This is a genomic window from Pseudomonas sp. CFBP 13602 (genome assembly GCF_014842725.1).
Classification (GTDB): Bacteria; Pseudomonadota; Gammaproteobacteria; order Pseudomonadales; family Pseudomonadaceae; genus Aquipseudomonas; species Aquipseudomonas baltica.
In genome coordinates this window covers 550432-569589 of the sequence record NZ_JACYVT010000001.1, presented here as the reverse complement: position 1 = coordinate 569589, position 19158 = coordinate 550432, and the positions used below count along the sequence as shown (strand labels likewise).

General features: G+C 58.1%; 29 protein-coding genes. 20 read left to right on the top strand and 9 right to left on the bottom strand.

What is annotated here, in order from left to right; genetic code table 11:
• Positions 1-79 precede the first annotated feature (79 nt).
• The 7 genes from IFU31_RS02445 to IFU31_RS02415 form a co-directional block, all read right to left on the bottom strand.
• A complete protein-coding gene (locus tag IFU31_RS02445; protein ID WP_192102192.1) occupies positions 80-328 on the bottom strand; it encodes a hypothetical protein in 249 nt (82 codons plus the stop codon).
• An 859-nt stretch (positions 329-1187) separates the two neighbouring features.
• Entirely contained in the window at positions 1188-1436 is a 249-nt protein-coding gene (locus tag IFU31_RS02440; RefSeq protein ID WP_192102191.1) for a LexA family protein, read from the bottom strand.
• Between the two features lie 54 nt (positions 1437-1490).
• A complete protein-coding gene (locus IFU31_RS02435; protein ID WP_192102190.1) occupies positions 1491-2306 on the bottom strand; it encodes a DUF2303 family protein in 816 nt (271 codons plus the stop codon).
• A 29-nt stretch (positions 2307-2335) separates the two neighbouring features.
• Positions 2336-2683 (bottom strand): hypothetical protein, encoded by a 348-nt coding sequence (locus tag IFU31_RS02430; RefSeq protein ID WP_192102189.1) that lies wholly within the window; start codon positions 2681-2683, stop codon positions 2336-2338.
• 23 nt (positions 2684-2706) lie between these two features.
• Positions 2707-2910, bottom strand: coding sequence for a hypothetical protein (locus IFU31_RS02425; RefSeq protein ID WP_192102188.1), 204 nt, complete (start codon positions 2908-2910; stop codon positions 2707-2709).
• Between the two features lie 68 nt (positions 2911-2978).
• Positions 2979-3266 carry a hypothetical protein gene (locus tag IFU31_RS02420; protein ID WP_192102187.1) on the bottom strand — a complete coding sequence of 96 codons (288 nt, stop codon included), beginning with the start codon at positions 3264-3266 and terminating at the stop codon, positions 2979-2981.
• 211 nt (positions 3267-3477) lie between these two features.
• Positions 3478-3858 (bottom strand): helix-turn-helix transcriptional regulator, encoded by a 381-nt coding sequence (locus IFU31_RS02415; RefSeq protein ID WP_043188907.1) that lies wholly within the window; start codon positions 3856-3858, stop codon positions 3478-3480.
• A 355-nt stretch (positions 3859-4213) separates the two neighbouring features.
• Between IFU31_RS02415 and IFU31_RS02410 the strand changes: the two genes are divergently transcribed.
• Complete coding sequence (locus tag IFU31_RS02410) at positions 4214-4558, top strand: DUF1654 domain-containing protein (protein ID WP_192102186.1); 345 nt, start codon at positions 4214-4216, stop codon at positions 4556-4558.
• A gap of 1008 nt (positions 4559-5566) precedes the next feature.
• On the opposite strand, the gene IFU31_RS02405 is transcribed toward IFU31_RS02410, so the two are convergent.
• Both IFU31_RS02405 and IFU31_RS02400 read right to left on the bottom strand, forming a co-directional pair.
• Positions 5567-6973: a hypothetical protein gene (locus tag IFU31_RS02405; protein ID WP_192102185.1), complete on the bottom strand. Its 1407-nt coding sequence runs from the start codon at positions 6971-6973 to the stop codon at positions 5567-5569.
• Positions 6974-7033: 60 nt separating this feature from the next.
• The gene (locus IFU31_RS02400) at positions 7034-7861 is read right to left on the bottom strand and encodes a LexA family transcriptional regulator (RefSeq protein ID WP_192102184.1); all 828 of its coding nucleotides are present in this window, start codon (positions 7859-7861) and stop codon (positions 7034-7036) included.
• Positions 7862-7964: 103 nt separating this feature from the next.
• Here IFU31_RS02400 and IFU31_RS02395 point away from each other — a divergent pair, with 103 nt between their 5' ends.
• From IFU31_RS02395 to IFU31_RS02315, 19 genes are all read left to right on the top strand, one after another.
• A complete protein-coding gene (locus IFU31_RS02395; protein WP_192102183.1) occupies positions 7965-8186 on the top strand; it encodes a helix-turn-helix domain-containing protein in 222 nt (73 codons plus the stop codon).
• Positions 8187-8341: 155 nt separating this feature from the next.
• The gene (locus tag IFU31_RS02390) at positions 8342-9082 is read left to right on the top strand and encodes a phage antirepressor KilAC domain-containing protein (protein WP_342345277.1); all 741 of its coding nucleotides are present in this window, start codon (positions 8342-8344) and stop codon (positions 9080-9082) included.
• A gap of 11 nt (positions 9083-9093) precedes the next feature.
• The gene (locus IFU31_RS02385; protein ID WP_192102182.1) at positions 9094-9849 is read left to right on the top strand and encodes a DnaT-like ssDNA-binding domain-containing protein; all 756 of its coding nucleotides are present in this window, start codon (positions 9094-9096) and stop codon (positions 9847-9849) included.
• Complete coding sequence (locus IFU31_RS02380; RefSeq protein ID WP_446731013.1) at positions 9846-10613, top strand: replication protein P; 768 nt, start codon at positions 9846-9848, stop codon at positions 10611-10613. Before IFU31_RS02385 ends, IFU31_RS02380 begins: the two co-directional genes overlap by 4 nt.
• The gene (locus IFU31_RS21730; protein WP_274598177.1) at positions 10610-10738 is read left to right on the top strand and encodes a hypothetical protein; all 129 of its coding nucleotides are present in this window, start codon (positions 10610-10612) and stop codon (positions 10736-10738) included. Before IFU31_RS02380 ends, IFU31_RS21730 begins: the two co-directional genes overlap by 4 nt.
• A 5-nt stretch (positions 10739-10743) precedes the next feature.
• Complete coding sequence (locus IFU31_RS02375) at positions 10744-11049, top strand: nuclease domain-containing protein (RefSeq protein ID WP_192102283.1); 306 nt, start codon at positions 10744-10746, stop codon at positions 11047-11049.
• Positions 11046-11339 (top strand): hypothetical protein, encoded by a 294-nt coding sequence (locus IFU31_RS02370; RefSeq protein ID WP_192102181.1) that lies wholly within the window; start codon positions 11046-11048, stop codon positions 11337-11339. The genes IFU31_RS02375 and IFU31_RS02370 overlap by 4 nt, the downstream gene beginning before the upstream one ends.
• A complete protein-coding gene (locus IFU31_RS02365) occupies positions 11336-11767 on the top strand; it encodes a VRR-NUC domain-containing protein (RefSeq protein ID WP_192102180.1) in 432 nt (143 codons plus the stop codon). The genes IFU31_RS02370 and IFU31_RS02365 overlap by 4 nt, the downstream gene beginning before the upstream one ends.
• Positions 11764-13059 (top strand): tyrosine-type recombinase/integrase, encoded by a 1296-nt coding sequence (locus IFU31_RS02360; RefSeq protein ID WP_192102179.1) that lies wholly within the window; start codon positions 11764-11766, stop codon positions 13057-13059. Before IFU31_RS02365 ends, IFU31_RS02360 begins: the two co-directional genes overlap by 4 nt.
• Entirely contained in the window at positions 13056-13376 is a 321-nt protein-coding gene (locus IFU31_RS02355) for a hypothetical protein (protein WP_192102178.1), read from the top strand. The genes IFU31_RS02360 and IFU31_RS02355 overlap by 4 nt, the downstream gene beginning before the upstream one ends.
• A gap of 3 nt (positions 13377-13379) precedes the next feature.
• Positions 13380-13943 carry a hypothetical protein gene (locus IFU31_RS02350; RefSeq protein WP_192102177.1) on the top strand — a complete coding sequence of 188 codons (564 nt, stop codon included), beginning with the start codon at positions 13380-13382 and terminating at the stop codon, positions 13941-13943.
• A gap of 151 nt (positions 13944-14094) precedes the next feature.
• On the top strand, positions 14095-14424 hold the full coding sequence (locus tag IFU31_RS02345; protein WP_043188925.1) for a phage holin, lambda family: 330 nt from the start codon (positions 14095-14097) through the stop codon (positions 14422-14424).
• The gene (locus IFU31_RS02340) at positions 14421-14849 is read left to right on the top strand and encodes a hypothetical protein (RefSeq protein WP_192102176.1); all 429 of its coding nucleotides are present in this window, start codon (positions 14421-14423) and stop codon (positions 14847-14849) included. Before IFU31_RS02345 ends, IFU31_RS02340 begins: the two co-directional genes overlap by 4 nt.
• Complete coding sequence (locus IFU31_RS21630; RefSeq protein ID WP_342345279.1) at positions 14737-14967, top strand: hypothetical protein; 231 nt, start codon at positions 14737-14739, stop codon at positions 14965-14967. Before IFU31_RS02340 ends, IFU31_RS21630 begins: the two co-directional genes overlap by 113 nt.
• A gap of 53 nt (positions 14968-15020) precedes the next feature.
• Positions 15021-15359, top strand: a complete 339-nt coding sequence (locus tag IFU31_RS02335) for an HNH endonuclease (protein ID WP_192102175.1) — start codon at positions 15021-15023, stop codon at positions 15357-15359.
• A gap of 155 nt (positions 15360-15514) precedes the next feature.
• Positions 15515-16021, top strand: a complete 507-nt coding sequence (locus tag IFU31_RS02330) for a terminase small subunit (RefSeq protein ID WP_192102174.1) — start codon at positions 15515-15517, stop codon at positions 16019-16021.
• Positions 16021-17706, top strand: a complete 1686-nt coding sequence (locus IFU31_RS02325; protein ID WP_192102173.1) for a terminase large subunit — start codon at positions 16021-16023, stop codon at positions 17704-17706. The genes IFU31_RS02330 and IFU31_RS02325 overlap by 1 nt, the downstream gene beginning before the upstream one ends.
• Complete coding sequence (locus tag IFU31_RS02320) at positions 17703-17864, top strand: hypothetical protein (protein WP_192057270.1); 162 nt, start codon at positions 17703-17705, stop codon at positions 17862-17864. The genes IFU31_RS02325 and IFU31_RS02320 overlap by 4 nt, the downstream gene beginning before the upstream one ends.
• Positions 17857-19158 (top strand): phage portal protein, encoded by a 1302-nt coding sequence (locus tag IFU31_RS02315; RefSeq protein ID WP_122795635.1) that lies wholly within the window; start codon positions 17857-17859, stop codon positions 19156-19158. Before IFU31_RS02320 ends, IFU31_RS02315 begins: the two co-directional genes overlap by 8 nt.

Genomic DNA, 19158 nt, shown 5'->3' with positions numbered 1-19158 from the left:
ACAGCCGCCCGCCTGCCGAGGCGTTCAGCGTGATAGGTGAAGGTAGGGGATAGCTATCCAGTCAGGATGTGGTGCGACGTCAGAAGTTCTGGCAGGCACAGCTCAGGTCGCTGCATTTGGACTGACCAACCCAGTCGGGCATTAGCTCTCCCTCGTAACGCTCGGTGGAGGAATGGGTGACACCGCTGCGGCGCAAATCGTTAATGAAGCGACCCAAGTCTGCGGCGTTGCCGGCGCGCTCTGGCTGATCCCAGCGGCTCATCACAATGCGGCCACATTTGGTCAGGCCCTGGTCCATGCGACCTAGATACTTCCGATCGGTATTCATGGCAATCTCCATGGTGCTGCCCCCGATATCTCGATGAGTGGCAAATAAGGGTAGGGTGGGCTATAGGTAATGACCGGCATCGTGCCGGTCCACGCGGGGTAACTATGGATATTCCAGTAAATAGACCACGAAATATCAGTTGGACCGGTCCTAATAAAGAGGCCGGAAGAATCGAGTTCAAATGGGGTGAATCTTCGAATCACGTTCCGAGAGGCGTTCGGATTTTGGTGGAAACCATCGATGGGCGTGGTCTTAAGCACGAAAACGATGACAAGTACGCGTCCTATGAAGAGAGTCGCGACCAAGCTATCAAACGCATGCAAGAGATGATGTGTTCACTGGAGATTTCCGGTTAGGTATCGTCCGAAAGCCGAACTGACGCTCGCTGGTAAGCCAGCTCCAGCCTCCGCGCTACAACCGGCGATACCGTGATCTCGTGGCGCGGCACTTCCAGCAAAGGCAGTACCCGATCAGGCCCTAATTCAGGCAGCCGGTGAATCATCAGGGTCAGCACCTCGCCCTTTTACTGGATGCCAGCCCTCTCCTAAGGCTTGGCCAGTGATTTTTGGGGATTTCCATTACAGGCGCCGCCCTTCGATATCTCGGTGAGTGGCAAATAGGGGTAGGGTTTAAGGATTGAGTACTAAGTCTCGACGGTGTTAGCGTGCGATCTCACCACTGGAGACTCGCCCATGAAGACGAAGCTGATGAAAATGCAGTTGGATAACGGTGTGATCGTTGAGTACGCCCGCATTACTTGGCGCGATCACTCATGCAGAGGTACCTTCCACGGAAAGTCAGTACTCATGTGTCGCCTGACGCCTCATCAGCAAGCGTGCGTAAGGGCTGGACTCGATATCTAGTCGGGTTTTATAGGCTCGCGGCAGTCGGCAACCACAGGCCGGATGCTGCGGGCAATCCCTGGTATTTTCGTAACCAGCCCCAGCTTCACCAGTGCGCCAAGGCGCTCGGTGACGCAGTTCGGCGTTACGCCTGCGGTAGCGGCCAGTTCGGCTATGGTAGGGGAGTACTGGTGAGCCTCAATGTATTCTTTGATGTGCTCCAGGGTTTCGAGTTGGACTTTAGTGGGCTTCTTGCTAGCCGGCATTGATTGCCTCCTTTGCTTGCAGAGTGGGCGGGCCTGACACAGGCCCGCGCATTTTTAGCGTGGATCGAACTGGCCCAGTGCAAGGCTCGCCGCTTCGCCGATCTTGTCCTCGAGCACTGCTTTGAATTCTTGGGCGATGTATTCGCGCTGGACCTCTTCCCCGATCCAACGCAGCTTCAGTACCGGCTGTTGGCCGCTGGTAATGACCGAGAGACGAAATTTGATCTGCTGCTCTGTCAGGCCTTCGAACGGGATGACGTTAAACAGCAGTGCTACCGGCAAGGTTTCCTTGCTGCGGGCCTCGATCTGGTCCATGGCGCTGCGGCTGGCGCTGGTATCCCCGACGGTTGTTTCCGATTCGCTGGTGGCCTTCACGGTGATGGTGCGCACCGCGGCGATAGCCTTGGCGATCGCGATGGCGGTTTCGTTCTCGTCGACCGGGGTCAGGTACTGGTGCCAGTCCTCGATCCAATCACTCATATCCTTCTGGGTCATCGCTTTGCCGTTGACCAACTGAGCGGCCTTGTAGCCTGCAGACGGCTTCAGCTTGAGCAAGGCACGGTCATCAGCGTGGCCCGGGCTGAGCTCGTCACCGATGTTGAAGAAAAGAGAGCAGGACATCTCGTCCTGGTCGATGAAGCCCTTGGCGCCAGGCATGTTGCGCTTGATCACATGGCCAACGAAGTCAGCCAGCGAATGGGTAGAGAAGGTGCCGCGGAAGCGGCTACGTCCGGCCATGTAGCGCTCAAGGTCGGCTACGCTCACCGCGTCTGGTATCAGCGCGATAGGTGTGTTGGTGGGTAGCATCTTGCCAGCGGCCGACAGTGCGGTCTCGGTAATCTGCTGGATTGCTTCTTTGGTCAGGGACATTTTTCTATTCCTGGTGGTGGGGTTCGAAATCAGGTGCGGGGTTTGATCGGGGCGTCTTCACGACTGAACAACTGGTCGTGCTTCTCTTGGAAGAGGCTGATGCGGCCGCCGGAGCCGACGTACATCGGAGTATCCAAGCTGGTGTTCTCACTGCGGGTGCCGCGCTTGGTGGGCACCTTGTAGTCAAGCTTGTGCTTGATCTTCACCTGGTGGGATTCACCGATCTGGCTGAAGTCCAGGGTGATGACCAGTTTCCCGGCCTTGCCGTGGTCGACAACGCCCGAGGCGACTTCGGACAGGGCATGGCCGATCTGGCTGGCGAAAGCGCCGCCGTTCAATTCCTCGAGGAACTCGGCGGTATCTGTTGGTGTAGGCATCACGTATCTCCAAGCAATGTTGTTCAGCTAGCCCAGCGGGTGCGGTACTTCACGATGTCCCGAGCAGTGGAAACACCGCAGCCGTACTTGGCCGCCAGATATTCGTAACCGCCAACGCCCGCTTCGTACTCGGCGCGCATGACGGCTACCTGTTCAGTGGTAAGTTTTGCCCGCTGGTGGCTGGCGCCGCAGCGATGGTTCGTGTGGTTTCGAGTGATCTTTTGCATACAGTCGCCCGTCGGTAAATCCAGCCAGGCCAGGCGTCGCCGCTGGCTTAGCGTCTTGGCGAAACACTTCAAGATTCGAACCCGGAGCCATCGATCAGCGCTTTGGCGTCAGCGCGCGATTCCATCTCCTGAGCGAAGTTGCTCGCTGCCTTCCAAGTGTCCCGCTCGCCAACTACCTGGCCGGTCGAGCGCTCCGTGACTTGGAAGGCGCCTGGGCCCTTGCCCACGATCTGATAGCGAATCTGCTGCACTGGTGAGCGTCTCCCGATGCGGGTGAAGAGGTCGACGGTGGCGGTGTTCATTCGAGCGCGCACGGCCTCAAGGACGGTTACGCGCTGATGCATCAAAGGGTGCATGTCTTTCTCCTTGTCAGAAGGCATTGGTCAGGACCCTGGGGCAGGGTGCTGGCTCATATCGACGGCCAAAGAAAAGCCCGGACATGCCGGGCTTTGCGCTCAAGTGGTACCACCCTACGAGAGCGGTGCGTGCTGCCCTGGGCGGGCACTGGTTATCGCTTCATGGGCTCAACCCTCCATCAGTACGCCGCTGGTATGGCAGCGGCACCCGTCAAGCGCAGTATTCGAAGGCCTCGGCCTTGCGCATCACACGCACCTCGGCGGTACGGCGTTCCGGCGCGCGGCGGTCGCGGCGCATTGAATGGTCATCAGCCACCGCGTGCATGGTGATGAGCGCGGCGAGCAGGATGCACACCGGCGAAATGATCTGACGCTTCATGGCCTCGGCCACCAGCGCGGCCCGGCGGTGCACACCTAGCTTGAACATGGCCACGTCCAAGCGCTTCTTCACGGTGCCAGGCGAGATGCCGAACACCTTGGCGATCTCCTTGGCTGTCATGCCGGCGGCGACAGACATGCAGTACTGCAGCTCTTTGGGCGCCAGACCTCGTCCAAGGTGGCCTTTCCATTCGCCGCTGATGATGGTTTCCATGATGATTCCTCAGACTTGGTAACTCGTTCGATTTCCCGTCTGGCCCTGTCGCCAAGGCCAGCCAGTGAAATCCGTGTCGCTTAAAGAACTTGGTTCCAGTCGATCCCTCGCGGGGCTGGGAGGCCAATTCGCTGGCCCCGTGCTAACTGGCGGCTTCACCAGTCGTGTCCCGAGTCGCTGTGGCGTCTCGATGGAGTAAATATGCACCAGTGCAATTAACGTGTCAATGCACCAGTGCATAATTTTATTCGTGCGCGCATCAGGGAAAAATACGAAAGATCAGGGTTCACATTTCCGAAGGTCGTCGCTATGCTTCGCCAATTACTGGATATACATACAGCTTTGGAGGTGCGGTATGGCGAGGCAGGTAGAGGCGGCGCAACAGGAGCGCCAAGGAATGTCAGGGATGGAGCGCCTGAGCTTGCGCGTATCCGAAATGATCAATCACCCGGTGGCGCAGCTTCAGCGCTGGGTACTGATTCACCGGCTTGATAGCGACGGCGAGCGGGAGTGGGAAGAGGCACTGAGCCAGATGTCGGCAACCGACGAGCTCGAGCTGGAGCACCGAGATAACGGTAGCGTGCTTGTGCGCTGGGAAGAGCCGGAGAAGACGGGCATACCAGGTGTGGACGAGTGGGAGCGGGATAACGAGGTAGAAAGCGATCCTTGGACGGCATGCCCTGAGACGGCGCCTTTCTAGCAGGCACAAAAAAGCCCGCTCAGTGGCGGGCTTTAGATTGAGATCAGCTTTAGCTGGTCTGGGGCAGGTACAGGTCACCGTGAATACGATTGCGGTCCCTCAAAGATTTCTGCACTACCTTGGCATCGTGTTCACTTTCATAAAAGCCGAGGATTAGGACCGCGCCATCTGGGGGCAACATAGGGTGTCCTAGGTGGCCGAGAGCCGCTTTCGTTGCCTCAATATCTTGGGGGCGGCAGGGTATGCGGATAGTCCATCCGTGAGTAATAGGTTGTGGAGGAGCTGGCTCAATGCTTGAGCCGCAGTGTTTGCACAAAATTGCTGCCTGATTTATCGGCTCTGCGCAAAACGGACAGGCCCTTGAGTCCCGCTGCGATGCCATCAACTCATCTGCCGAGGCCACGCTTCTCCTACCGCCAAAAAGGATCATGAGAAGCCCTGCCAAAGCCACAAATCCACCAATCATAGTTTGATTAGATCGCTCAGCCATCAAACCTATATTGTTGATTCTTCCGCCTGACCCTGTAGCCACAGAGACGTCAGATCCGGCAGCTACGATCAACCAAATCACACCTGCGATCAGGATGATTATTCCTAAACCACGCATAAATTTACCTCCCTGTTAACGACTTAGGAGTCTAACACGCAGGCTATCAGCCATCACTTATTAGCTGGACAAAACCTGTGCAGAAGAGGGCTACGATTCACACCGGAGGCGTGCATGCCGACCGCAAAGCTGCAGGTCGTTGGGGGAGTGGCAGGAGGTGCAGGGGGCATGCACAGGGAGGATTGACTACGACAGGGCAGGAACAAAAAGCCCGGCGCTGGGCCGGGCATGTTAGGCATAGGGCGCGCGGAGCTTTCATGGTCGCCAAAAAAAGCCCGCATATGGGCGGGCTTTTCTGGGATTAGCTTGAGAAATAGCAGTTTAGTCGCGCTTCATGATCTTAGGCCTCTCATCTGAACGTACACGAGTCTGAAGGAAAAAAAACCGGCGCGCAAGAGATTTCATCGCTCCGTATCATACTGGCTTTCAGGGTTCAATCCATCACGCTCAGTGCCATAAAAATGAGGCTCTGATTGTTCTGCCGCTTCGAGCCGGCAGGGCTTGAGGTTTTCTTGATCAGTACTAGGCGATACATCTTTTTCGATATCTGTATGCGTGTTGCTAGATGGGTTTGTATGAGTCTCGTCGAGACTTTCAGTTACAGTATATTTGTAGCCATACACGTTTTCAAATGCAGACTTAAACCAATGCGTTTCTCGGAACCATCTGAATAATGGCCACTCCCGATAGTGAGATTCCCTAAGTTCGCCGTCTTTGCCCATCCTTTGCATTAGCGTGGCCGCATCTTCGTACTTTTCAAGAAGAACCAGGTTCGCGAGTTTAAACTTGTTTGACAATGCTGAAAAATCTTCATTCGAAAGTAAAGGTGCGCAATCTTTTTCTTGGCCCTTGACCGCGATAGCTAGATTGATCAGGATTAAAAGTCTTGACTCTGCGTCAACCTTAGCAAAGTTTCTCTCTTTGCTAAGCTCAAGAATTGACTCAGCTAGTTTATACTGTTTTGATATAAGAAGATCATAAGTTGTTTGAATAAATGAGGCTTCAGCCTCCTTTAGGTCCTCAGGTAGGATTTTTCGCCAAATTACTTGATTTAATTTTAAGCCGATCTCTATAACACATGCGCAAGATCTTTTGTAGTAGTCGGGATCTATCTCAAGCTTATCCCCAACTTTTGTACCTTGTTTGACACTGATTTTGTATTTTTCGCACGTGTCTAAGTAATGGGCGCTGACCCTTGCGTCTGCATGGACTAAAAGATTTCTTCGCTCTGTGAGTTCTATGAAATCTATCCATGCGGGAAGCTTGGTAAGTATCACTCCCAGCCTTTTTTCTAATATTTCGAACTGAGTGATATGACTTTCGCGGAGTATCGTCTCAATTTCTTTTTCAACGAAATGTTGTTGCGCTGATTCAAAACTCCCAAAAGCTAACAGTTCAGAAAATGTTATTGATCTGCCGCTACTATGTAATAGCTCGGGCTTTATTAAAAGTATGCTTTTCAAAAGGCGAGCTAAATATGCATCGAACAAGCTTACTATCGATACAAAAGCCATTTTTGGAAGTGCGCTAGCGAATATCGAGAAGTCGCTATGATCATTCCTTAGTTTGCTATGTGCGGTATAGTGACCCTCTGGGACAATGTACTTTTTTATTGTCTGGTCTTTGTTGTATTCGATAGATGGCGAATGCGACTCAATAAATTTTATGAGTTGCTCATCGCAATCATTTGCTATTTTCTCTGCAGTATGTGCGAATACGGGTAGAGCGCGCTTCCTGCTACTCATTTGATTTAAAAACCAGTTTGCATCCTTGGTGAAGCTATGAGTGTAGCCAGTGTTGTCAGTCATAGTCGTCCTTGTTTCTTCATCACCGCAGTTGTTTAAGTAGCCAAGCTTTATTTGTCGTATCTAAACAGGCTGTCCATTCCATACGTAAAGCACACGCGCAAGGATATGCGTGTCGTCCACCCTAATCTCCTCAGGATCGTGACGCTCGTTGTCCGAGATCATCTTGAAGCGCTCCTTCCCCTTTTTCTGCAGGCGTTTCACGTACAGCATCTCGTCGTGCGAGAAGAGGTAGATCCCATCACCGGTGAACTCCCGGATCGTCACGTCCACCAGCAGCGGGTCGCGATCCTTGATCGTCGGCGCCATCGACTGGCCCCAGCCGGTGATCATCTTGAGGTGGAAGTGCTCCTTGAACCGGACTCCCATCTCCCGCAAGTGCCGAGGACTGACGCGCACGTCCTGGAGCATTTCAGGGTATTCATGCGGGATCTGCCCGCCGCCCATTGCCGCGCGGACGTCGTAGTGGGCAATCCACACTTCATCACCGACCTGACCTGGGCGAGAGAAGTCGGCGGTGATGACGTTGTCACCTTGTTCCGCCGTGGCAAGGATTCGCTGCTTCAGCCCGTCGGGCAGCTTCGACGCACGCGCAAGCATCTCCTTCACTGCATCCATAGTGGATGAGGTGCTGGGCTGCGCGACCGACTCCCCCTCAGCCGCCGGATCTAAGGGCAAATACCCTCGCAGCTGATCGGTGCTGATCTGGAAATGATCGGCGATCGGCCGTACTTGGGTATCGGTAGGGTTTTTGATTCCCTTGGGCCCGTTCGGCTTCAATATTCGCGAGATTGTCGGCTGCCCAACCTTCGTCAGTGCTGAAAGCCTGGCTTGGTTAAGGCCTTCGCGAGCCATCAGCTCAGCCAGAATTTTATCAATAGTTTTATGCATGAGTGCAATCGTCGCCTTGGGCGGTGCATACATCAATAGATCAGGCCGTTGACAGTTATGCACCAGTGCATGATCATGTGCATATCTACAAAAGGAGGCAGCCATGAGCGCTACCGATCTTCCGAAAAAACTGGATGCATTGCTGGGCTCTGGGCTGACCTACAAGGCCATTGCGGAGCGAGCTAAATGCGACATATCGACCATTTTCCGCATCCGCAACGGCCAGATCAGCAACCCCAGCTACATCGCGGGCATTGCGATCGACCAGATGCACGGTGAGCTGAGCAAGTCCGCCAAACCATCCAGCAAAAAATCTGCGGCGTAAACCGGTGGCGCTCGGGATGAGTGAATTATCCCGGTGTTGGCGGCTTGCCGGTAGTTACCACGCAGGGCTGTTGATTTAACCAGTAACAAAACGTAGACGAAAAAAAACCGCCTGGCCGGGCGGCTTCTTAAACAGCATCGAAACTGAGGTTGATTATGCACACCCAGATCACCCCCCGCAATACCCACGATGACGCGTCATTGATAGTTCAGAACAATGGCATAACGCGTCATGTCATGCCGTCGCGCGAGATCGCCGAGCTGACCGGCAAGCGGCACGACAACGTCAAGCGCACCATAGACAACTTGGTCGGCGACCGCGTGATCAGTTCTCCTCAGGTTGAGGAATACCCCGCCAGCATTGGCCGTCCAGGGAAACACTACCTAATCGGTAAGCGTGACAGCTTTGTGGTAGTTGCCCAACTCAGTCCTGAATTCACCGCCCGCTTGGTCGACCGCTGGCAGGAGCTCGAAGAGCAGGCTGCTTCGCGCATCCCCGCGAACTACGCCGAGGCTCTGCAACTGGCAGCAGACCAGGCGCGTGAGAACAGCCAGCTGCTTGGTGTTATCCAGCTGCAGGCCCCGAAGGTCGCCGCGATCCGCCGCTTGGCCGCCGCCGACGGCGCCATCTGCATCACCGACGCTGCCAAACAGCTGCAGCTCACTCCGTCGAAGCTCTTCACTTGGCTGCAGGCCAATCGCTGGATCTTCCATCGCGGAAGTTCAACGCGCTGGGTCGCCTATCAGCCGCGCATCACCGCCGGCTATATGGTGCACAAGGTCACCCAGCTCAAGCCTGACGCTCAGACCGGTGCCGATCGCGCGGCCTACCAACCCCTCATCACCCCGAAAGGCCTCGCGTGCTTGGCCGAGAAGAATATTGGAGCCTCGCTGTGAGCGTTCAAGCAATGTCCTGGGCTCTGTCCCGCCGCGACTTGGGTAAAGATTCGAGCGCGCGCCATGTGCTGCTGTGCCTGGCCAACTATGCCGCCGCCGACGGCCGTGGTGCTTTCCCATCGGCCAAGACCCTGACCGAAGACACTGGCCTGTCCGAGCGCACCGTTCGTTCGAAGCTGGACCTGCTGGAAGGTCGGGGCCTCATAGTTCGCGGCAATCAGGCTCTGGCCGCCGTGTACATTGATCGCCATGACCGCCGCCCGGTGGTGTACGACTTGATGCTCAAGCGGGGTGCAGTAGATGCACCCCGTGAAGAGGGAGCGGGGTGCAGCCAGCAACAGAACGGGGTGCAACCTATGACAGAACGGGGTGCAGCCATTGCACCCAATACATCACTTAACCATCAATTAACCGAACAGCAGCAGCCGCACGAGTTTGCGGGTGTCATCGCTGAGCAGGATCTGGCCGCTGTTGCAGCGCTGGATGGATCTGCAGAAGCTCGCCAGCGCTTTTCGATGCACGCTGACTGGGCCGTCAACCACGCCGCCCTGGCTGCCCAGCTCAAGATCATGGGGATCACCACGGCCCTCACCGACGAGACCTTCGGATCGTTCATGGGCTTCCACATTGCCAAGCCTGATATCCGCGACACCGACGGCAGCTGGCATCACCGGCTGGCCAAGTGGATCAAGCGGCAGGCTGCCGAGAAGAGTGCGGCCCCGGACTTCAACGACACCAGCTGGGCTGACGACTTGGGGGCGCTATGAACAAACCAAAGCCAACCCAGAGCATCAAGGCGATGATCGGCGACGTCCAGGATCGTACCCAGCTGACCGCCAAGATGAGCAGGATCCCCGTTTCTGCGCATGCTCCCAAGCAGTTAGCGCCCGGCACCGTCCAAGTCGTCAACACCCTGTTCATCGAGCTGATGGCCATCTTCCCAGCCTGGAAACAGGCCTGGCCGGATGATGAGTCCCTGGCCGCCGCCAAGCGCAGCTGGATCAAGGCGTTCATGGTTGCCGGGATCAACACGCTCGAGCAGATCAGGTTCGGCGTTGAGCGCTGCCGGGCGCTGGGCCGGCCATTCGCCCCGAGCGTGGGTGAGTTCGTCGCCATGTGCCAACCGACGCCGGAAATGCTGGGTATCCCTGCATACGACAAGGCGTTCCGCGAGGCGCTGGAAAACGCCCACCCGAGTCGGGCCAGCTCCCGCACCTGGTCGCATCCAGCCGTGCGCCACGCCGCACTGCAATGCGAGATGCACAACCTGGGCGACCAGATTTCCGAGCAGGCCAGCAAGATTTTCGACCGCGCCTACGACATCACCATCCGCCAACTGATGGCTGGGCTCCCGCTTGATGACATCGCTATCGGCATCGGGCAGGACAGCCAGAAGTCCGAGCTGGAGCTCGCCAATGAGCAAGCCGATCGGCAGACCCGGGAGCGAATCATTCAGCAAGGCATACCAGCAGACGGCGCCTCGGCGCGCGCGTTGCTGATGGCGAAATTTGGGAAGAGGGCTTCTTCATGACCAAGCGCAGCTGGCAGGTAACCGTCCCTGGCTACAACCCGTTCCGCATGGGCGGCGAACCTATGGATTACGACGAGGCCTTGGCCACGGCTCGTTCGATTTGGCCATTGGCCGAGGTGGACTGATGAATATCCGACAGACCCAGCTGACCAAGGCCGCCCGCGGCCGCGATTGCCAGGTGCGCGTGCCCGGTGGGTGCAACGGCAATCCAGAAACCACTGTGCTGGCTCACTACCGATTGGCCGGTACCAGTGGCATGGGCTTCAAGCCGAACGACTTCCAGGGCGCCTGGGCTTGCTCGGCCTGCCACGACTACGTTGACGGGCGCGGCTCAAGCCGCCGTGGCGTCGACCGCGAAGAATCCCGCTTGCTCCACGCCGAGGGCGTCATGCGCACGCAAGACATTCTGATCCGTGAAGGGAAGGTGGAATCGTGATAATCAGCGACAAGATGCGAGAGCAATTCGAAGCCTGGGCGGCAACGAAGGGCATGGGTATGCACCTGCCCCGCGCTAAATCCGGCCTGTACGTGAGCCGGGTCACGCAGAACTACATGGATTGTTGGTTGGAATCGCAGGCTGGCCAAGCGGCCGAGGTCCAAGCGCTACGCGATGCACTGTCTGCGGCTCGCCCGTATGTTGCTTTTGCTTTCAGCGAAGGTATGGATGGATCGCACGAAGCAGGGTTGCAACTGGACGCGGCCCTGACAAAGGATGCGTCCAATTGAAGGCTGCCGAGCTGATGCTGTTCAAGCCCAAGGTGGTACGTGCCAAACCGGGTGACCGTGAAGGCCGGGAGCAGGCCGCGCTCATGCGCGAGATCGAGCTGCGCTATCCGGATGTGTTCGTGCTGATCTACCACGTCCCGAACGGTGGGCATAGGCACAAGGCCGTCGCCGCTAAGCTGAAAGGGCAGGGCGTGAAGGCCGGCGTGCCGGACCTGGTCTTGCCAATGGCGCGTGGCGGGTTCTTTGGCCTGTACATCGAGTTCAAGGCCACATCGCCGAACGACGCCGCTGTATCGATCAGCCAGTACACGTGGATACGTCAGCTCACTGAGCAGGGTTATCTGGCGATCATCTGCCGTGGCCACTTCGATGCCATGGAACAGCTGCGGGCCTACCTGCGCCTGGAACCAACGAGGGTCGCTGTATGACCCTACTGGTCGCTTTTTCCGATGCCGAGCTTCGCCGCCGTGCAGATGACCCCTCTGCTGTGCTCATGCGCGACCCGCGTCATCCCGGCCTGTACTTCCGGTTTACCGAAGCGCGCCCGCGCGGCACCTGGAGTCTGGTCGTGCGCAAGAAGTGGATGCGGATCGGCTCCTACCCTGATCTGTCGGCCAAGGCTGTGCTGGCTGCGTTGCCTGAAACCCGCCAGCGGCTGGGCGCGGATGCCAACGCTACCGCTGCGGTATGCCCGTGGGCCACCTTGGGCGAGCTGTTGGCCTGGTACAGCGACCGGATGAGTCGAGACCGGCATCTGTCCGCCAAGCGCAAGGCCACGGCCAAGTCCGCCATTGCGTGCCATCTGATCCCGCGCGTGGGCGGCCTGGCCTTCACTGAGATTGATCGCGCTACGCTCGACACCAAGCTGATGTGGCCGCTGCAGGAGAAGCTGTCGTTGGAGTTCGTTCGGCTGATATTCGCGCTGCTGGTGCTGGCATGCCGGCAGGCATTCGTGCTCGGCATGATCCCCACCAATCCGATGGCCGGGATCAAGTTCAGCGATTTCTCCAAGACGAAGATCAAGGCCAAAGCGGCACGGCTGCGCGGTGTGCAGGTCCAGGATCTGCTCGAGCAACTGGTCGATGCCTTCAAGCGGCGCCCAGCCCACGGCATGCTGGCCTTGATGATGCTATGCCATGGCACGCGCGTCGGTGAGACACGCATGGCGCTTTGGTCGCATATCAGCCTGGCCGACCGCACCTGGCACATCCCGGCGGTGCACACCAAGACCCGAGTCGAGCATTCGCTACCACTGACCGATCAGCTGTGTGCACTGCTGGCCCGGTACCGTCAGCGCCAGACCGATATCGGCTACAGCGGGCAATACCTGTTCCCGGCCCGTCATGGCAAAGGCATGAGCGAGGGGCAGGCCAGCCTGGTGTTCACGCAGCTGGGGCAGGGCGAGTGGACCAGCCACGACCTGCGCAAGTTGGCCCGCACTGGCTGGGCTGACCTGGGTATCGACTTCCTGATCGGCGAGATGCTGATCAACCACGCCATGGGCCACAACGTGCAGGCCTACATCCATACCACTGTTGAAGAGCGCAAGCGCGAAGCCTTGGAGAAGTGGCACAGCCATTTAGACGCCAAGGGATTCAGCGTGATTCACGGGTTGGAGGGCGTCGAAAACAAAGAGTCCAGCATCGGTCTGGAAGCCGCGCCGCATAAGGGCTGCGAGCCAATTCAAGAATCAACCATAGGCGAGGTTTCAAAACCATGAAAAAGAGCCATGGGCCTGCTTTCCGTACTCCTCGCATCGAGCTCACCAGGTGCTCGGCCTGCAGTGGTCGCGCCGTGACGCAGGGTGTTTTCCATGAGTTGCCATGTGTGCAGTGCAATGCGTCCGGCTGGGTTTCGGCTGAAACCGGCCAATCGCTACCGCTCGAGGTGCTGGTGACTCACCTCAGCATCAGGCTGCAGGCCGCCGAACAGCAGATCGAACAGTTGAAGCGGCCGGCGCACGTGAGTGGACCGGCCGCTCATTACACACAGAACAATCGCCGCGGCGCCGGCGGCACGAATTACACAGGGGATTGAGCAATGGGCATCTATAAAGACGTGATGGGCACCCTGGTGCGCGTGCTGGCCGCAGACAACATCGACAACAGCACCAAGCAGTCCTGGCAGAAGTTGATCGATGCCGATCTGCGCCAGGGCGGTACCGGCAGCACGATATCGGTCCGCGACAAGTTCGACTATGACTGCTGCCTATACGCACTTCTGCACCGCGAGCTGGCATCCGCCCATTGGGATGTGCTGGTCGCCAAGTACTCAACCCACAAGGCCAACAAGGTCGCCGCAATTGGCCGTCTGGTAAGCCGCATGACAAGCCCGGCGCCGCAACTGTTTGTCTACAAAGCGCTCACCGCCTGGGCTATCCCTAAGCTCAAGGGTGCGCAGTCTGGCAAGCGCTCTACCGACATGATCATTCTGCCGCCTGAGTTCTACGACATGAACACTTGGGACCCCGAAGCCTCGCCGGAGCGTACCCGTCGCAACTGGCGCGCAGGAATCCATAAGCGCCTGGAGCAGTTAGAGGAAGCCGCCGTGATCCATGCGACTGAGATATTCGACGCCGAGCAAATCTTTCTGGACGCTGCTTGACCAAGATGGCCGATTGGCCGTAAATTAGCCCCATCATGTCGATCTTGCGTGCGGTGATGCGCAACGACAAAAAAATATCCGAAACCCGGCCATTGCGCCGGGTTTTTTCGTTTCTAGCTCCCCAGTTTGGGGAGGCATTCGGATTTCAATCATGCCAGAGAAAGACCCCGACCTCTGGGCTCAGGTATGGCTGCACCTTCGCCTGTACCTGGCCAACCCTCTCTGGCAAGGAGCGATCATGGCAACGGTAATTTCTGGGCTTCGTGTGTTGTACGAGGCCAAAGAGACCAGCAAGCGCCGCATCCTGCTGGAGTCACTGATTTGTGGCGGGCTAAGCCTGTCCGCGAGCAGCGTCATCGAGTGGATGGAGTGGCCTTCGAGCCTATCCGTTGCCGCTGGTGGTGCGATCGGCTTTGTGGGTGTGACCGTCATCCGCGAAATGATCGTGAAGTTTCTGGGACGCAAGGCGGACAGTCTATGAGCCTGCTCAAAAACATTGCCGCCGCACTGATCATCGCTTTGGTGGCTGCACTGCTCATTGCCATCCAGCAATACCGCGTTATCGCGCTGGAGGGGCAGGTGACGGTGCAGACACGGGCGGCCAAGGATGCAACCGAAGCCAACACCGAAAGCTTGAAGACCATCACCACGCTCCAGGCCGAGGCCAAGCGTAACGCCAATTACCTGGCCGATCTGCAGCAGCGCCTCAAGGCCAGCGAAGACAAGGCCCGCCAAGCGAGGAAGGACTTTGAAGACCTCAAGCGTAAAAGCCCGGCTGTTCGCAAGTGGGCTGATCAGCCTTTGCCTGACGGCCTGCGCGGCAAGCCCGCAGCCAGCGCCGGGAAAGACGTCAGCGGTAAGGCTGGAAGCGCCGGTAATGGTGCCGTGCGAACGGGTCAGCGATAGCGATGACAACCTCACGCTGAACGGTGACCTTTGGGCGCTAAAGGATCGAGCCATCAACCTGCTCGATACTTGCGCTGATCAAGTCGACGCGCAGATCAAGCGGAGCCAGAGCAGGTAGGCCGCGCCACAAGTTCACGGCGGCCATTTTGTGGCGCGCATCGAGGTGCAGTGATGGCCAGACTAAAGACGCTCGGCCCGCGTCTCAAAGAGTGCAGCACTTCAAGGGTCCAAGTGGTCACGACCGGTAGCTGGCGAAGCGGTATGACCAGCTCGCAGCGAGGCTACAACTACAAATGGCAGAAAGCTCGAGAGCGCTACCTCAATAGCAACCCACTGTGCGTTTACTGCCAGCAGATTGGACGCGTGATGGCGGCAAGCATCGTCGACCACATCGTGGCCCACAGGGGTGACATGGTCCTCTTCTGGGATCAGACCAATTGGCAAAGCCTTTGTAAGCCCTGCCACGATTCGGTCAAACAGGCAAAGGAAGCTACCAGCCGTGGAGGCTAGGGTGTTGGCCTGCGCGTAAAACTACGAAATCCGGACCTGGGCACGTCATTGACGTGCCTCAAGGGGGTAGGGGGGTTAAAAGCTTAGGGCGTTCCACTAGCTAGACCGCTTCCGACCCCACGTACAGATTTTTTCCCGCTCAGGATTTTTTGTTAATGGCCCTCACCCCCAAAAAAAGCGCATTTGTCGATGCGTTGAGGGGAGGTGCGTCTAATAAAGATGCAGCCATAGCCGCAGGATACGCGGCTTCCAGCGCTGCGCAGGCCGGCGCTCGGCTGGCGAAAGACAGGTTTGTCATAGAGGCTTTGACAGACCCGGCAGTTAACAAAAAAGTTAACAAATTTGTTAAAGGCAGCCCACCTGCAGCGGCGGCACTCTCGGTACCTGCCGGTGACGATCAACCGGCTGAAGAGCAGCCCGACGCAGGCGTCGATCTGTCGAAGGCTCTGCGATTTTCTGATCCGAAAGATTTCCTGCTGGCGACGATGAATGACTTCGAGGCTGAGGCCAAGCTGCGCGTGGACGCAGCCAAGGCGCTGATGCCGTTCATTCATCCGCGCAGAGGGGAGAGTGGCAAGAAGGAGGCCGCCAAGGACAAGGCAGCGAGTGCTGCCCAGGGCAAGTTCGGCGTGCGTAAAGGCCCGCTGTCGGTGGTGAAATGATGGAATGGTCAACGGCCTGTACAGACTGGGAGCAGCGCATTGTTGCCCGCCGGAGCTTGATACCGTTCGAACCTCTATTCCCTGATCAAGCGGCCGAGGCACTGGAAGTCTTCGGCGGCCTGCGAATGGTAGATGCCACCGGCAGCCCGCTGATGAGCGAGACCGTGCGATCCTGGGTGAATGAGTTCGTCGGCGCTATCTTCGGTGCCTATGACCCGTACAGCGGTCGTCGCCTGATCAGCGAATTCATGTTGCTGATCAGCAAGAAGAACGGGAAATCGACTATTGCTGCCGGCATCATGCTGACGGCTCTGGTGCTGAACTGGCGGACGTCGGGTGAGTTCATCATCCTAGCCCCGACCAAGGAGATCGCTGACAACTCCTACATCCCGATTCGGGACATGGTGAAGGCTGACGAGGAGTTGTCCGCCTTGCTGAAGGTGCAAGACCACCTACGTACCGTGACCCACATGGAGACCGGTGCCACGCTGAAGGTGGTGGCGGCTGACAGCGAGACTGTGTCGGGCAAGAAAGCCATCGGCGTGTTCATCGACGAACTATGGGTGTTCGGCAAGCGAGCCAACGCCGAAGCCATGTTGCGCGAGGCCACCGGCGGCCTTGCGTCACGGCCGGAGGGATTCATCATCTGGGCAACAACTCAGTCTGATGCGCCGCCGGCAGGCGTCTTTCGGCAGAAGCTCATGTATGCCCGCAAGGTGCGAGACGGCGAGATCAAAGACCCCTCGTTTCTTCCGGTGTTGTATGAGTTCCCGAAAGCCATGCTTGACGCCGGCAAACATCGCGAATTTTCCAACGCTTATGTCACCAACCCCAATCTAGGGCTGTCGGTCGATGAGCCGTTCATTGAGCGCGGTTACACGCAGGCTCAGCTCGACGGCGAAGAGTCGTTCCGTGGCTTCCTGGCCAAGCACCTCAACGTCGAAATCGGCTTGGCGCTGCTTTCTGATAGGTGGGCAGGGGCGGAATTCTGGGAGGTGCAAGCCTCCGAGCTGTGTCGCACGCTGGAAGACCTGGTCGAGCGCTGCGAGGTGATTGACATCGGCGTCGACGGCGGCGGGCTGGATGACTTGCTGGGTTTGGCTGCGGTCGGGCGTGAGCGTGACACAAGGCGCTGGCTGACCTGGACTCATGCGTGGGCTCACCCCTCGGTGCTCGAGCGGCGAAAGGCAGAAGCACCGCGCATCCGTGACTTCGCGAAAGATGGGCACCTGACCTTGGTCGAGCGCATCGGCGATGACATAGAGGAGGTGGCACAGCTGGTAGCGCAGGTCGAGCAGGCCGGCCTGCTGGATAAGGTCGGCCTTGATCCAGCAGGCGTTGGCGCAATTCTCGATGCGCTGGAGGCTTTAGGCATCCCGCGCGAAAAGATCGACGGCATCTCACAGGGCTGGCGCTTGGGCGGGGCGATCAAGACTACCGAGCGCAAGCTGGCCGAGGGCACGCTGCTGCACGGTGGTCAGCCAATGATGGCCTGGTGCTGCGGCAACGCCAAGGTCGAGCCGCGCGGCAACTCGATCCTGATCACCAAGCAGGCCAGCGGCTCAGCCAAGATCGATCCGCTGATGGCGCTGTTCAACGCCGTGACGCTCATGGCCCTCAATCCAGAGGGGCAGGGCGGAATGGAAAATTTCATGGCCGGCATTCGGGACCCATTGATCGCATGAACGCATTTCACTACTTCATTATCTGCGCGCTGTCCGCGTTCGGCCTGGCCTGCGGCGGGGTATGGGTGCTGTTCGGCACGGGCTGGTCACTGCTCGCCGGCGCGGCCAGCTTGTTCAGCATCGCAGCATTCATCCGACGAGGGCTGAGCAGTGATTAGATCCCTCACCCAGGCGCTGGGTACCGCTGCAACGAAGCCATCCGCTAGCGTAAGCAGCTGGCTTGGCAAAAGCATCCGCCTCTCTGATGGCGGCTTCTGGAACGCCTTCATGAACGCGCAGTCCAGCAGCGGCAAGGCGGTCACGGTCGACAAGGCCATGCGGCTTTCAGCCGTCTGGGCGTGTGTGCGGATTATCTCTACGTCCGTCGCAGGGTTGCCGCTCAGCATCTACCGTCGTCTCCCCGACGGGGGACGCGAGACAGCCCGGGACTTCCCGCTCTACGACGTTGTGCACAACAGCCCGAATGAGGACATGGCGGCCTTCCACTTCTGGCAAGCGGTCGTCGCTTCGATGCTGCTGTGGGGCAATGCTTACTGCGAGATTCACCGGGCTGGCGGTCGGGTGATCGCGCTGGACTTCCTGTTGCCGTCGCGGGTGACGCCAGAAACGGACGACGATGGTCGGCTGCGCTACTTCTTCCAACCACGTAAAGGCGCTCGCCGGGAGATCGCCCGGGGAGACATGCTGCACATTCCGGCCTTCACCTTGGATGGCAGGATGGGCTTGTCGGCCATTCGCTATGGCGCTGATGTATTTGGCTCGGCGATGTCGGCTGATGATGCGGCGAACACCACATTCAAGAACGGGATGATGCCCACCGTAGCCTTCTCGGTGGACAAGACGCTCAACCCAACGCAACGCGCTGAGTTTCGTGACTACGTCAAGACGATCTCCGGCGCGCTCAATGCGGGCAAGAGCCCAGTGCTCGAGCAGGGCGTGAAGCCCGAGATGATCGGCATCAACCCGGCTGACGCTCAGTTGCTCGAGTCGCGCGGCCACAGCATCGAGGAGATCTGCCGGTGGTTCGGCGTGCCGCCCTGGATGGTGATGAAGACTGACAAGGGCAGCAACTGGGGTACCGGTCTTGAACAACAGCAGATCGCTTTCCTCACCTACTGCATCATGACCTACACCGCGCCGATCGAGCAGTGCGTCAACAAGCGCTGCATGACGGCGGTGGACCGGATCAAGCATTACTCGGAATTCTCGCTGGAAGCTTTCCTGCGCGCTGACAGCGCTGGCCGTGCCGCCTACTTGAGCACCATGAGTCAAAACGGCCTGATGACGCGAAACGAGGGCCGGCACAAAGAGAACATGCCGAGCAAACCCGGCGGCGACATCCTTACGGTGCAATCGAACCTGGTGCCGCTTGAGCAGTTGGGCAAACAGAACGACAGCCAAGCCGCGCGCAACGCGCTGATGAACTGGCTCAAGAGCGAATCCGAGGAGTAA